General features: G+C 51.3%; 12 protein-coding genes. 8 read left to right on the top strand and 4 right to left on the bottom strand.

What is annotated here, in order from left to right; translation table 11 throughout:
- Positions 1-11: 11 nt before the first annotated feature.
- Genes pseG through pseB form a run of 4 tightly spaced genes read right to left on the bottom strand, consistent with a single transcriptional unit; the run spans position 12 to position 3,887 of the window.
- Positions 12-1,049 carry a UDP-2,4-diacetamido-2,4,6-trideoxy-beta-L-altropyranose hydrolase gene (pseG, locus tag HRH59_RS06945; protein ID WP_173500544.1) on the bottom strand — a complete coding sequence of 346 codons (1,038 nt, stop codon included), beginning with the start codon at positions 1,047-1,049 and terminating at the stop codon, positions 12-14.
- On the bottom strand, positions 1,046-1,744 hold the full coding sequence (gene pseF / locus HRH59_RS06940; protein WP_173500543.1) for a pseudaminic acid cytidylyltransferase: 699 nt from the start codon (positions 1,742-1,744) through the stop codon (positions 1,046-1,048). The genes pseG and pseF overlap by 4 nt, the downstream gene beginning before the upstream one ends.
- Entirely contained in the window at positions 1,741-2,889 is a 1,149-nt protein-coding gene (gene pseC / locus HRH59_RS06935) for a UDP-4-amino-4,6-dideoxy-N-acetyl-beta-L-altrosamine transaminase (protein WP_173500542.1), read from the bottom strand. Before pseC ends, pseF begins: the two co-directional genes overlap by 4 nt.
- Complete coding sequence (pseB, locus tag HRH59_RS06930) at positions 2,886-3,887, bottom strand: UDP-N-acetylglucosamine 4,6-dehydratase (inverting) (protein ID WP_173500541.1); 1,002 nt, start codon at positions 3,885-3,887, stop codon at positions 2,886-2,888. The genes pseC and pseB overlap by 4 nt, the downstream gene beginning before the upstream one ends.
- A gap of 203 nt (positions 3,888-4,090) precedes the next feature.
- On the opposite strand from pseB, the gene HRH59_RS06925 reads away from it, so the two are divergent.
- The 8 genes from HRH59_RS06925 to fliH all read left to right on the top strand — a co-directional run bounded on the left by HRH59_RS06925 (position 4,091) and on the right by fliH (position 13,113).
- The gene (locus HRH59_RS06925) at positions 4,091-4,885 is read left to right on the top strand and encodes a flagellin (RefSeq protein WP_173500540.1); all 795 of its coding nucleotides are present in this window, start codon (positions 4,091-4,093) and stop codon (positions 4,883-4,885) included.
- A gap of 113 nt (positions 4,886-4,998) precedes the next feature.
- The gene (locus HRH59_RS06920; protein WP_173500539.1) at positions 4,999-6,450 is read left to right on the top strand and encodes a sigma-54 dependent transcriptional regulator; all 1,452 of its coding nucleotides are present in this window, start codon (positions 4,999-5,001) and stop codon (positions 6,448-6,450) included.
- Positions 6,451-6,560: 110 nt separating this feature from the next.
- Complete coding sequence (locus HRH59_RS06915; RefSeq protein ID WP_173500538.1) at positions 6,561-7,688, top strand: sensor histidine kinase; 1,128 nt, start codon at positions 6,561-6,563, stop codon at positions 7,686-7,688.
- Positions 7,685-9,082, top strand: coding sequence for a sigma-54-dependent transcriptional regulator (locus tag HRH59_RS06910; protein WP_173500537.1), 1,398 nt, complete (start codon positions 7,685-7,687; stop codon positions 9,080-9,082). The genes HRH59_RS06915 and HRH59_RS06910 overlap by 4 nt, the downstream gene beginning before the upstream one ends.
- A gap of 120 nt (positions 9,083-9,202) precedes the next feature.
- The gene (fliE, locus tag HRH59_RS06905) at positions 9,203-9,538 is read left to right on the top strand and encodes a flagellar hook-basal body complex protein FliE (protein ID WP_173500536.1); all 336 of its coding nucleotides are present in this window, start codon (positions 9,203-9,205) and stop codon (positions 9,536-9,538) included.
- A gap of 14 nt (positions 9,539-9,552) precedes the next feature.
- The gene (gene fliF / locus HRH59_RS06900; RefSeq protein ID WP_173500535.1) at positions 9,553-11,244 is read left to right on the top strand and encodes a flagellar basal-body MS-ring/collar protein FliF; all 1,692 of its coding nucleotides are present in this window, start codon (positions 9,553-9,555) and stop codon (positions 11,242-11,244) included.
- Positions 11,237-12,271 carry a flagellar motor switch protein FliG gene (gene fliG, locus HRH59_RS06895; protein WP_173500534.1) on the top strand — a complete coding sequence of 345 codons (1,035 nt, stop codon included), beginning with the start codon at positions 11,237-11,239 and terminating at the stop codon, positions 12,269-12,271. The genes fliF and fliG overlap by 8 nt, the downstream gene beginning before the upstream one ends.
- 17 nt (positions 12,272-12,288) lie before the next feature.
- Positions 12,289-13,113: a flagellar assembly protein FliH gene (fliH, locus tag HRH59_RS06890; protein ID WP_173500533.1), complete on the top strand. Its 825-nt coding sequence runs from the start codon at positions 12,289-12,291 to the stop codon at positions 13,111-13,113.
- The last annotated feature ends 1 nt before the right edge of the window (position 13,114 follow it).

Here is a 13,114-nt window from a genome sequence, read left to right as displayed (position 1 = left end):
GCTTATCCTCGTTAGCCATCTGTGTTGTTCAGCGAGTTTATTATAGTGTCAACGACCAGTGGTGTGCCTGCGGCAGCCGGTATCAGACCGGCTGCCGTTTGGCCCATACTATCAAGCAGTGCCGGTTGCGACAGGTAATAGCATAGTTGCTCTGCAAAGAACTCTGCTGTCATATCTGCAGCCTGTCCCAACCACACACAGGCGCCAAGCTGGTCAAGATAAGCCGTTGTCGCCTGCTGATTTTCGGCAACGGTAACAACCAAACCCGGCAGAGCACTAATACACCTTTCCCAATGACTGGCACCACCACCACCAAGCATGAGTCGCGCCTGGTGCATTAACTTCGCCATATAGTTACATTGCACATGTAACTTCATATCGGGCAGGCTTGCAGTAAGCTGTTTAATTTCTGCATGCCACGGGTTATTCGCTCCAATTACTATATCGGCAGAAATATCGCTTAGCTTTAGTTTATCAATGGCTTTAATTGCCAGGCTGGTTAAGTTTTGCTCATCGCTGCCGCCAAAACCGATCAGGATCCGGCCGCGAACGCGCGGTGCCGCCGGCTGATAAAACTCTTCCCGCAATAACGCATAACGTGGCCCGGCCATGACTTTACAGTGCGCCGGCACCAGTTGGCTGTAGCGCTGCTCTGCGTTGGGTAACAGGTTTTGATCCAACAAAACGTCACAGTCATACACACGATTGGCCAGGTCATCTATTTGCATAATATGCCGGCAACGGCATCGCAGTTGCCGGCAGTAATCCGCTGCCAGCGCATAGTGATCTACAATCAGCAGGTCATAATTCTGTGTGAGTTGTGCAAGGGTTGCAGTTGCATCTGCCGTTTCAGTAATAAAAACATCCGGTAATGGCAGTACCGTAAAGCCCTGGCTGCGGATAACATCCGCTAAATGGCCTGCTGTTATCCGGCAGGCAAATTCGCAGCTTGCCCCTTGCTTATGTAAAGCCTGTGCCAGTGTCAGGCAACGCATAACATGGCCTGATCCCAGGGTAACAGAAGCGTCAGTGCGAAACAGCACCTTCACTGCGCAGGCGCCTGTAACAGTTGATATAACAACTCAGCACGACGCCAATCTTCAGCAGTATCAATATCCTGTACCAAATGAGCCGGTAACAGCAGCATTCGCGAACCGGGGCCGAATACGGCTTTAGTGGTATCCAGCCAGGTATCAGCGGTTGCCCAGTACAGTTGGCCGGCATCATGGAATGTCTCAGCCAGATCCTGTGAGCGCTGCATAATGTTGGCCGGGTCAAACGGCACTACGCCGCCTTCTGGGGTTTGCAGCAAGGCGCGCTGAATGGGAAAAGAAAAACGGGCTGCGCTAAACACATAACCGGCTTTACTGCTTAACAGCATCCGGTATGCCCCTGCAATACGTTCGCTGTCTAATAACGGGGTAGTTGCATAGATGCAGGCACAGTGGCTTAGCGGCCAGCCCAGTTGCTGCAGCTCCGTAATAGCGTTACGTATTACGTCTGTGGTGCCGGTAAAATCATCTGCCAGCTCTGCCTTGCGCATAAACGGTGTTTCTGCACCGTACTTGCGTGCTATGGCGGCTATTTCGGCATCATCGGTTGATACCACCACTTTGTCTACTACACCGCTGTTCAGTGCTGCTTTAATGGGGTAAGCCAGCATAGGCTGGCCACAGAAGTCTTTAATGTTTTTGCGTGGTATGCGCTTACTGCCGCCACGGGCCGGAATAATGGCCACTCTCATTGCAGCAGCTCTGTCAGTTTATCGGCGATATATTGCTGTTGTTCGCCGGTTAATTCCGGAAACATCGGCAGGCTGATAATGCGCTCATAAAAATCTTCCGCCAGCGGAAAATCACCCCAATCAAAACCCAATTGCTGATAATAGGGCTGGGTGTGGATAGGAATATAATGCACATTTACGCCAATACCGGCTTCACGCAGGCCGTCAAATACCGCTTTGCGTTTGGTTTTGTCATCCAGCCGGATAATATATAAATGCCAGGCGCTGATGTTGGTATCATCCAATGCCGGTAAGCCCAGTGGCAGCGCTGTTAGCAAACGGTCGTAGTTGGCGGCCAGCAACTGGCGTTTTTGAATAATCGGCAACAGACGCAGGCTCTGGCTTAAGCCTAAAGCGGCTTGCAGATCGGTCATGCGGTAGTTAAAACCCAACAGCAATTGCTGATAATACCAGGCGCCGTGCGCCGGCTCGGTCATCAGGTTCTCGTCGCGACTGATACCGTGACTGCGCAGCAGGCGCATTTTATCAGCCAGCTCTGTGTTGTTAGTCAGTGCCATGCCGCCTTCAGCGGTGGTAATAATTTTTACCGGATGAAAGCTGAATACCGTAATGTCGCTGTAACGGCAGTTGCCTACCGGTTCATCCTGATAGCTGGCACCAACTGCGTGCGAGGCATCTTCAATAATGCTGAAACCAAACTCATTGGCCAGATAATGTATTTGCTGCATATCGCAGCTGGCACCGGCCAGATGTACCGGTATCACGACCTGGGGCAGGGTGTCGTTGCTGCGTGCCAGTTCCAGTTTTTGCCGCAGTTTATCTACCGCCATATTGCCGCTGTCGGGCTCTATATCGACAAAATCCACATTGGCACCGCAGTAGCGCGCGCAATTGGCCGAGGCAACAAAACTGACCGGCGAGGTCCAAACCCGGCTGCCCGGCCCAACGCCCAGCGCCAAACAGGCAATGTGCAGTGCAGAGGTTGCGCTGTTTACCGCCACAGCATGTTGCGCTGTGGTCAGTTCACATAATCGTTGCTCAAACGCCGGCACCGCCGGCCCCTGGGTTAAAAAGTCGCTTTGCAGTACTTCTGTAACCGCATCAATATCAGCCTGGCTGATGTGCTGACGGCCGTAGGGGATCACAACATGGCATCCTGATTAAATTGGCGCATTTGCTCCACACTGAGAAAATCCGGGTTGGTGTCAGATACATACTCAAAACCCGGCGGCACCAGCTTACCGTTTTCGTTTAACGCATTGCTGGAAAAATCATTGCTGCGGTTAAAGAACTTAATTGCCGGCGCAATAACAAAGTGATCGTCAAATTCAAAGGTATGATAAGACATGTCTCCCGGGCACATCATTTCATGCAGCTTTTCACCCGGGCGGATACCGATTTCTTTTATCGGCAAGTCCGGCGCCATGGCTTTGGCCAGATCGACAATGCGGATAGAAGGAATTTTCGGCACAAAAATTTCACCGCCGAGCATACGTTCAAAGTTCTTCAGCACGAAATCGACACCCTGCTGCAGGCTGATCCAAAACCGGGTCATCTCAAGGTGAGTAACCGGCATATGATCGTGGTTTTTATCAATCAACTGCTGAAAAAACGGCACAACCGAACCGCGGGAGCCAACAACATTGCCGTAGCGCACCACTGAGAAACGCGGTTTAGCACCGCCGGAGATATTATTAGCGGCAATAAATAATTTGTCAGATGCCAATTTAGTTGCGCCATATAAGTTTACCGGGTTGGCGGCTTTATCGGTCGACAGTGCTATTACTTTTTCCACGCCGTTTTCAATGGCAGCGTTGATCACGTGCTCGGCACCGTTGATATTGGTTTTAATGCACTCCATCGGGTTGTATTCTGCCGCCGGCACCTGCTTTAACGCCGCAGCATGAATAACGTAATCCACGCCGTGCATCGCCCGCACCAGCCGGTGCTCGTCACGCACATCACCAATAAAGTAGCGCATGCAGCTTTGATTAAACTTTTGCTGCATTTCGTACTGTTTTAATTCGTCGCGGGAATAAATAATGATTTTTTTCGGCTTGTAACGCTTAAGCAGAGTTTCAGTGTACTTATGGCCGAATGAGCCGGTACCACCGGTAATTAAGATTGTTTTGCCGTTAAACATAAGCTGCCCTCAGGAACCACGCATTTTAGCGAATTGCCGTTTCGTCCGACTTTAGCATAAACTGTGCCGCCGCTTCTAACATATTCAGATTAAACAGTTTAATTGTAATAAATCGTGAAGATTTTGTGCTGCCACTCAATTAATAGCGCTTTATTGTCGCTTTGACTAAACTATAACCAGGTTTTCAACGAAGTGGTGCCAGGATGAAAGTTAATACTCAAGGCAGTCTGAATACGTTAAATCAGGCGCAGTTGCAACAGGAAAGCCTGTTAAAAAAGCTGGCGACAGCAAAACGCATTAACAGCGCTGCCGACGATGCTGCCGGCTTACAGATAGCTAATCAACTGAGCAGCAGTATTAACGGCAAAGGCCAGGGCGAACGCAACCTTTATGACGGCGTGTCTTTGGCGCGGGTTTATGAGCAGGGCTTGCAGGGTATCAATGATAACCTCGGCGAGTTAAACCGTTTAGCCGTCGCCGCCGGCAATGGTATTTACGGTGAGCAGGAGCGCGCAGCCCTGCAGGCTGAAGCTGATCAGTACACGGCTAATATTCAACAGTCTATCGATAACACAGAATTTGCCGGTAAAAAGCTGTTTGACCAGGACGGCGCTTTAAGCTTTGGCACCGGCTCGGGCAGTTTGAGTTTTAACACGGTAGATGTCGCTGCCGGCCTTAATGCGCAGAACATTTTCAGTATCGATCTAAGCTCTGCCGGTAGTGCAGAAGCATCGCTGAGTAATATTCAGCAGTCATTGGATTACATCGGCGGTTTGCAGGCAGACGCCGGGGCGTCAATTAGCAGCTTCAGCTCGGCCGCCAGCAACTTAAATGGTCAGCAAATTGCCGAGTCTGCCGCCCGCAGCCGGATTGAAGATTTAGACTTCGCCCGCGCCAGCAGTGATAAGGCCGCAGCGGATATACTGGCGAACACCTCTGTTAGTGTGGCGATGCAAGCCAGGATGCAGCAGCAACAAGCGTTAAACTTATTAGCCTGAGTGAATTTTACCGGCGCTATTTTTTTGACACAGCGTCAAAAAAATAGCGTATTACCTTGCATGCTGTTTTGTGCGCAGTACAATACAGTTAAAAGCATAATAAAAGCAGCGGCATGTCAAATAGTCTTTCCCTTTACATCGTTGATGAACACAGCAACCGCAGCAGCCGGTTGAGTACAGTGTTAAGCTTTATTAACGAGCCGCATCAGCAGCTCAGCGTAGAGCTGTTGCAGCAAAAACTTAAACAAGATGGTCCGGGTGTGGTGCTGTTGGGCGCCTTAGATAACCAAGAGCATGCGCAGTTGCTGCAGAGCTTTCCGGCCACGGCATTTTTACTATTGGGCGAAACGCTACAGCCGTTACTGCAATATGCTAATGCGGTAGGCTTACTCAGTGAGCCTTTTGCTTATGCCTCGCTTACTCAGTTGTTGCGTGACAGCCAGCAATATCATCGTTTACTGCCACTGCAACGCCAGCAGGATGCGGCGGTAAAATTTGATGGCATGGTTGGCAATACTGCCAGTATGCAACAGGTGCGCTTTCTTATTCAGCAAGTAGCCAAAACCGATGCCAATGTGTTGGTGTTAGGACCGTCCGGGACCGGTAAAGAAGTAGTGGCGCGCAATATCCATTTATTATCGCATCGTGCTGCCGGGCCCTTTGTGCCGATTAACTGTGGTGCTATTCCGGCAGAATTGCTGGAAAGCGAATTATTTGGCCACGAAAAAGGTGCTTTTACCGGGGCTATTTCAACCCGTAAAGGCCGGTTTGAGTTGGCGCAGGGCGGCACACTGTTTTTAGACGAAATTGGCGATATGCCACTGCCGATGCAGGTAAAACTGCTGCGCGTATTGCAAGAGCGTACCTATGAGCGCGTCGGTGGTACCCAGGCGATTAAAGCCGATGTGCGCATTGTTGCTGCTACGCACCGCAACCTGGAGCATATGATTAGCGATGGTAGTTTTCGCGAAGACTTATATTACCGTCTGAATGTGTTTCCGATCGAAACACCGTCGTTGCAACAACGCGCGGAAGATTTACCGCTGTTAGTACAGGAATTAATGCGCCGGTTAGAGCAAAGCCATCAGGCGCGGGTTAAGTTTACCGAGCGGGCTATTGAAAGCCTGCAATTGCACAGTTGGCCCGGCAATGTGCGTGAACTGGCCAACTTGCTGGAACGGATGGTTATTATGTATCCGGATCAGGTGGCGGATGTCGCCGAGCTGCCGGAAAAATACCGCCACCTTGATGTCGACAGCTATGTGCCGCAATATCCGGAAAGTTTACAGGAGCGGGATCTGCTTAATGAGCTGTTCAGCGCTGACGACGAAGATGATACCGACGATGCTGCTACGGCATTTTTTGTCGCCGATGCTGAATCACAGCATTTACCGGAGCAGGGGCTGGATTTAAAAGAATATCTGGCAGAGTTGGAAATCCGCTTTATTTCCCAAGCGTTAGAGCGCCATGAGTTTGTCGTGGCGCGCGCAGCAGAAGTATTGGGCCTGCGCCGTACTACTCTGGTAGAAAAAATGCGTAAATACAACCTCGGTAAAGACGAATAATTAACGCTGTCAGAGAATTGACAGAGTTAACTTATTAATAAATAAGCTTTTATAGCTGGCATAATGCCTGCATTAGCTCCCCGTAGATAAAGCTGTCTCAGGGGAAACTAATGACAACGGCAAACGCATACGATTTTACGCCATCCAACCTGAGCCGTCGCTCTCACAGCGCGCGGCCCGGGCTGCAATTACTGTCATCAGAATTACAAGACCCTATTTTGCAGGCATTACCGGCAGCGGTGATCCTGCTGGATCAGCGTGGCCAGGTGTATCAGGCCAACCCTGCGGCCGTCAGCATGCTGGGTGAGCCTTTAGTCGGGCAGCGTTGGTTTGCGGTGATCAGCCGTTGTTTTCGTCCGCGTAGCGATGATGGTCTGGAAGTATCGTTAAAAGACGGCCGGCTGGTGAAACTGGAAATCAGCGCCTTACTCAGCCGCACCGAATACACTGAACCCGGTCAGCTTATTATGCTGACAGATTTAACCCAAACCCGACAGTTGCAGGGGCGCCTGAGCCAAATGCAGCGCTTATCTACACTGGGTAAAATGATGGCCTCACTGGCGCATCAAATCCGCACACCCTTATCGGCCGCTATGCTGTATGCACAAAACCTGGGTAATCCCAGGGCAACACTGCAGGTGCAACAGCAATTTCAGCAAAAACTGTTATCCAGGCTGCAGGACTTAGAGCAGCAATTAAATGACATGCTGTTGTTTGCCCGTAGTGGCACTGCGCAAGCGGTGACGCCTGTTAGCTGTAAAGAACTGGCAGAGCAGGTTGTTACTGCTACCGATGCTGTTCTGCAGCAAAGCAAAGCAGTGTTAACCGTTAGCGTGGCAGAGCCTGCTCTTACTGTACTGGGTAATCTGAGCGCCTTAAGCGGTGCGCTGCAAAATTTAATTTATAACAGCGTGCAAGCCATGTCGGCTGCGACACAGGCCGATGTTGCAAGGGTACAGCTGACTATCGCGCCTGCTGCCTGCGGCATGCTGTCTGTTCAGGTTACTGACAATGGCCCTGGCGTTGCAGCGCATTTACAAAACAGCTTATTTGACCCCTTTGTTACCGGTCGTGCTGACGGTACGGGGCTTGGGTTAGCTGTGGTGCAGGCGGTGGCCGCGGCGCACAGCGGCAGTGTGCAATATCACAATATTGCCGGCGGTGGCGCTTGCTTTGAACTGTTATTGCCGCTACATGCATCGACAACAGAAACCGAGCAAGGGAGTGCAGCGTTATGAGCCAGTGTATTTTATTAGTTGAAGATGACGCCGGCCTGCGTGAGGCACTCAGCGATACGTTGCAATTGGCTAACTACCAGCTGTGTGCGGTAAGCAGTGCTGAGGAAGCCTTGCTGTGTTTACAGCAGCAGAGCGTGCAACTGGTGATCAGCGACGTACAGATGGGCGCCGTATCCGGTTTTACCTTGTTAAAAACGCTGCGCAGCCAGTATCCGCAAATTCCGGTATTAATGATGACCGCTTATGCCACCGTGCAGGCAGCAGTTGAAGCCATCCGGTTGGGGGCTATTGATTATCTGGCTAAGCCATTTTCGCCGGAGGTATTGCTTAGCACCGTCAGCCGTTATGTTGCTCAGGAAGCGGTTGCCAATATTGAACCTGTGGTTGCGGCGCCGGCCAGTAAACAGCTGCTGGCACTGTGCGCCAGAGTGGCGCGGACTGACGCCAGTGTGATGATCAGCGGCCCCAGTGGCTCCGGCAAAGAGGTGCTGGCGCGCTATATTCATCAATTGTCAGCACGCAACAGCGGGCCTTTTGTGGCGATTAACTGTGCGGCGATTCCGGAAAATATGCTCGAATCGACACTGTTCGGTTATGAAAAAGGTGCCTTTACCGGCGCCGTAAATGCCTGCCCGGGTAAATTTGAGCAAGCCCAGCAGGGTACCTTGCTGCTGGATGAAATTACCGAAATGGATCTTAACCTGCAGGCCAAGCTGCTGCGGGTATTACAGGAGCGCGAAGTTGAACGTTTGGGCGGTCGTAAAACCATCAAGCTGGATGTGCGCATCCTGGCTACCAGCAATCGTAATTTAAAGCAGGCGGTGGCACAGGGGGAATTTCGTGAAGACTTATTCTATCGCTTAAACGTGTTTCCGCTGGTATGGCCGGCGTTGTGCGAGCGGCCGGAAGATATAGTGCCGCTGGCGCAGCATCTGCTGCAACGCCATTGCCATCATAACGGCCGCAGCCAGGTAATATTAACGCCGGCTGCGGCACAGCGTTTACAGCGCTACAGTTGGCCCGGTAACGTGCGTGAGCTGGACAACGTTATGCAGCGGGCATTAATTATTGCCGCCGGTGATGAGATTGATGTGGATGACATTATGTTGGAGCAGGCTGATATGTTGCCGCCGGCCCGCGAGCCGGCTTTAGCGGCAGCAGCCCGGTTTGATGTGGACAGCCTTACTGAAGATGATGCCGACGAAGGCAATGACGACAGCGGTGGTGCTTTTAAAGCGTCGGTACATGAGCAAGAGCACCGCATTATTCTGGCGGCAATGAAAGCCTGCGCTAACCGGCGCAAAGAGGTGGCAGAAAAGCTGGGGATCAGTGACCGCACCTTGCGTTACAAGCTGGCGCGTATGCGTGAACATGGCATCGACCTGCCGGCGTAAGCCGTAAAAGCCCTCAGAAAGAGGGTTTTTTCTTATATAATTCAGTAAATTAAAATATGGCACAACTCCTGCTTTAGCTGGTGTAACGGTAACAGCAGCAATTTTTTGACAGGTGTCGCTATGAATATCAAAGGTCAGGCCCTTTACGCCGAAATGCAGTCGATGGTTAATCAAACCCGGGCTGTCGGCAATGAGCTGAAACTGCAAAATGCGGCAGAAGTAAATCCCAGCCAAAGTGATTTCAGCAGTATGCTGACCAGTGCACTGAGCAAGGTAAATAACCTGGCTCAGGAAACCGGCCAAATGCGCACTGCCTTTGAAATGGGCGACAAAAGCGTATCGCTGGCGCAGGTGATGATCGCCAGTCAGAAATCCTCATTAGCTTTTGAAGCAACGGTGCAGGTACGCAATAAATTAGTTGAAGCCTACAAAGACATTATGTCGATGCCGGTATAACGGAGGGATAAGCAGTGGCTGAGAATCAATCCACCGAGCTGGCACTGTCTGGTAACGAGTACAGCGGCGGCGAGCAACAGGAACAAAAACCGGGTTTTGTCGGCTCACTGGGCGGCGGCACGGACCTCGTGCGGCAAATAACGCTGATTGTGGCGTTAACTATCTGTCTGGCTATCGCTATCTTAATTATTATGTGGGCGCGCCAGCCTGAAATGCGCCCGTTGGGTACCTTTCCGACAGAAGAACTGATCCAGACACTGGATCATTTAGACGCGCAGAAAATTGATTACAAGCTCGAAGGCAATGTGGTCATGGTTGCCGAAGATCAGTTCCAGAATATTAAATTATCGTTGTCCCGTGCCGGCCTGGCGAAAGAGCCGTCAAGTGGTACCGAATTTTTGCTGCAGGACAGTGGTTTCGGTGTTAGCCAACGGTTGGAAATGGAGCGGTTAAAACACAGCCGTGAACAACAACTGGCCCGCACCATTGAAGAATTACAAAGCATCGCGCGGGCGCGGGTGTTACTGGCTATTCCGAAAGAAAATGTCTTTGCCAGGGTAGAAAAGCTGCCGTCGGCTACGGTACTGGTTACCGCCCGCGGCGGCACTATGGTACGCGACAGTGAAGTGGATGCCATCGTCGATATCGTAGCTTCTGCTGTGCAGGGCTTATCGCCGTCCAGAGTAACGGTAACTGATCAGAACGGCCGCCTGTTAAACAGCGGCTCGCAGGATGCCGGTTCAGCCCGTACCCGTAAAGAGTATGAGCTGCAGCGCACCCGTGAAGAAGAATACCGCCAAAAAGTCGACTCCATTTTAATGCCGGTACTGGGCTATGGTAACTATACCGCTCAGGTTGACTTACACATGGATTTTACTGCTACCGAGCAAACGCAAAAACGTTTTAACCCGGATTTGCCGGCCGTACGCAGTGAAATGACCATTGAAGAAAACAGTGTTGGTGGGTTAAGTGGCGGCATTCCGGGCGCCTTGTCTAACCAGCCGCCGTTAAACTCTAATATTCCGGAGCAGGCTACCGGCGGCAATGCGCAACCGGTGATCCCTGGTCGCAACCACAAAGAAGCCACCCGCAATTACGAGCTGGACACGACTATCAGTCATATTTCACAGCAAAGTGGAGTGATCCGCCGCTTAAGTGTGTCAGTGGCAATTGACTATGTGGCCGGCGAAAACGGCGAACCGCAGCCGCTTGCTCAGGCCGAGCTGGCCAATATCCGTCGTCTGTTGCAAGGCGGTGTCGGTTTCGATGCCCAGCGCGGTGACATGATAGAAGTGATCTCCGTGCCCTTTATGAAAGATGCGGTAATAGAAGAAGCTGTACCGGCATTTTATGAAGAGGACTGGTTCCTGCGCGTTGTGCGCTTGGCCATCGGTGGCCTGATTATTATCGTGCTGATATTGGCTATAGTGCGGCCGATGCTGAAAAAACTGATTTACCCTGAAGATACCAAAGATGCTTATGACGAAAATGCGCTGAGCAGCGGGCTGGATTTAGGGGATGATACTATCGACATGCTAAGCTCATCTTTTGATGAGAACGCAGTGGGCTTTGCCGCCGATGGTACCCTGATGTTGCCGGACTTGCATGGCGATGATGACTTATTACGCGCAGTTCGGGCTCTGGTAGCAAATGAGCCGGAATTATCCTCTCTGGTAGTGAAAAACTGGTTGGCTGAAGATGAGTAGCATAGAAGCAACAAAACCTGCCTTTGATGTAGGTAAACTGGACGGTGTTGAAAAAGCCGCCATCTTACTGCTGAGCTTGTCAGAAGAAGATGCTGCGCAGATTTTAAAACACCTGGAGCCAAAACAAGTGCAGAAAGTGGGTTTGGCGATGGCGCAGATGACCGATCTGAACCAGGCGAAAATCTCTGCTGTGCACCGTTTGTTCATTGAGCAAATTCAGAATTTCAGCACTATAGGCTTCCAAAGCGAAGAGTTTATCAAGCGTGCCTTAACTGCAGCGCTGGGTGAAGAAAAAGCCGCTAATCTGATTGACCAAATTGTACTGGGTGGCGGTGCTAAAGGTCTGGATTCACTGAAGTGGATGGACTCCAAACAGGTTGCCAATATTATCCGTAACGAGCACCCGCAGATACAGACGATCGTGTTGTCTTATCTGGAGCCGGAGCAGTCGGCGGAAATTTTATCGCAGTTCCCGGAAAAGGTGCGGCTGGATTTAACCATGCGTATTGCCAACCTGGAAGAAGTACAACCGGCAGCGCTGCAGGAGTTAAACGAAATTATGGAGAAACAGTTTGCCGGTCAGGCCGGTACGCAAACGGCGAAAATGGGCGGCTTAAAAGCGGCAGCCGATATCCTCAACTATATGGATACCAATATTGAAGGCCAGCTGATGGATTCTATCCGTGAGCATGACGAAGAAATGGCGCAGCAAATTCAGGACCTGATGTTTGTATTTGAAAACCTGGTGGATGTGGATGACCGCGGTATTCAAACCTTACTGCGTGAAATTCAGCAGGATGTGCTGATGAAAGCACTGAAAGGTACCGACGAAAACTTGAAAGAGAAAATCCTGAAAAACATGTCGAAACGGGCAGCTGAATTGTTAACGGATGACCTCGAAGCCATGGGGCCGGTGCGGGTCAGTGATGTTGAGGCAGCGCAAAAAGAGATTCTGTCAACTGCGCGGCGCTTGTCTGATGCCGGTGAAATTATGCTTGGCAGCGGCGGTGGCGATGACTTCCTCTAAGTTAACTGAGCCGAACCATGATTGATGACGCCTTTAAATATAAGCGGCCGTTTTCGCCGGATGAAGCCACCGATGAGCAGCTGAAGCAATGGCAAACGCCTGAGCTGACGTCTGACAAGCGGGTAGATCCGCAACGCACCAATGCGTTGAATAAAACCCGGCCGGTAGCAAAAGCGGCGCGTCAAGAAGAAGACGAAGAGCTGGTTGTCAAACCTTTGACTGCTGAAGATATGGAGCAACTGCGCCAGGCTGCTTATGATGAAGGTTTTGCTGTCGGTAAAGATGACGGTTTCAGTAAAGGCTACGGCGAAGGGCGCGAACAAGGCCAGCAAGATGGTTTGGCTCAGGGCGTAGCTGAAGGTAAAAAGCAGGGGCTGGCGCAAGGTGAAACCGAACTGCAGGAAAAGCTGCAACAGTTAACGGCCTTACTGGACCAACTGCAGCAACCGCTGGCGAATGTGGATGAACAGGTACAACAGCAATTGCTGCAGCTTAGCCTGGCCATGGCCCAGGCGGTTATCGGCGTTGAAGTAAAAACTAATCCACAGGTGATACTGCAGGCGCTGGCGGAGGCCACTGCAGCATTACCTTTAGATGCTAGCCAGATGTTGATTAAGCTTAACCCGGCCGATATCGCTGTTATAGAGCAGCATTACGGCAAAGATGAGCTGACACAGCGCGGTTGGCAATTGCGACCGGAGCCGGCAGTAGAGCAGGGCGGGTGCCTGGTACATAGCAGCCGCTCCAGCGTCGACCGTTCGTTAACACAACGGCTGCAAAGCAGCCTCGAGCATTTCTTACAGCTGCAGCAACATGCACAGCAGCCGGATGTTGAGGAATAAC

The sequence above is a fragment of the Rheinheimera lutimaris genome (assembly GCF_013283795.1).
GTDB classification, from domain to species: Bacteria; Pseudomonadota; Gammaproteobacteria; order Enterobacterales; family Alteromonadaceae; genus Alishewanella; species Alishewanella lutimaris.
The sequence above is the reverse complement of the archived record's forward strand: the minus strand, read 5'-3'. Positions and strand labels throughout refer to the sequence as shown.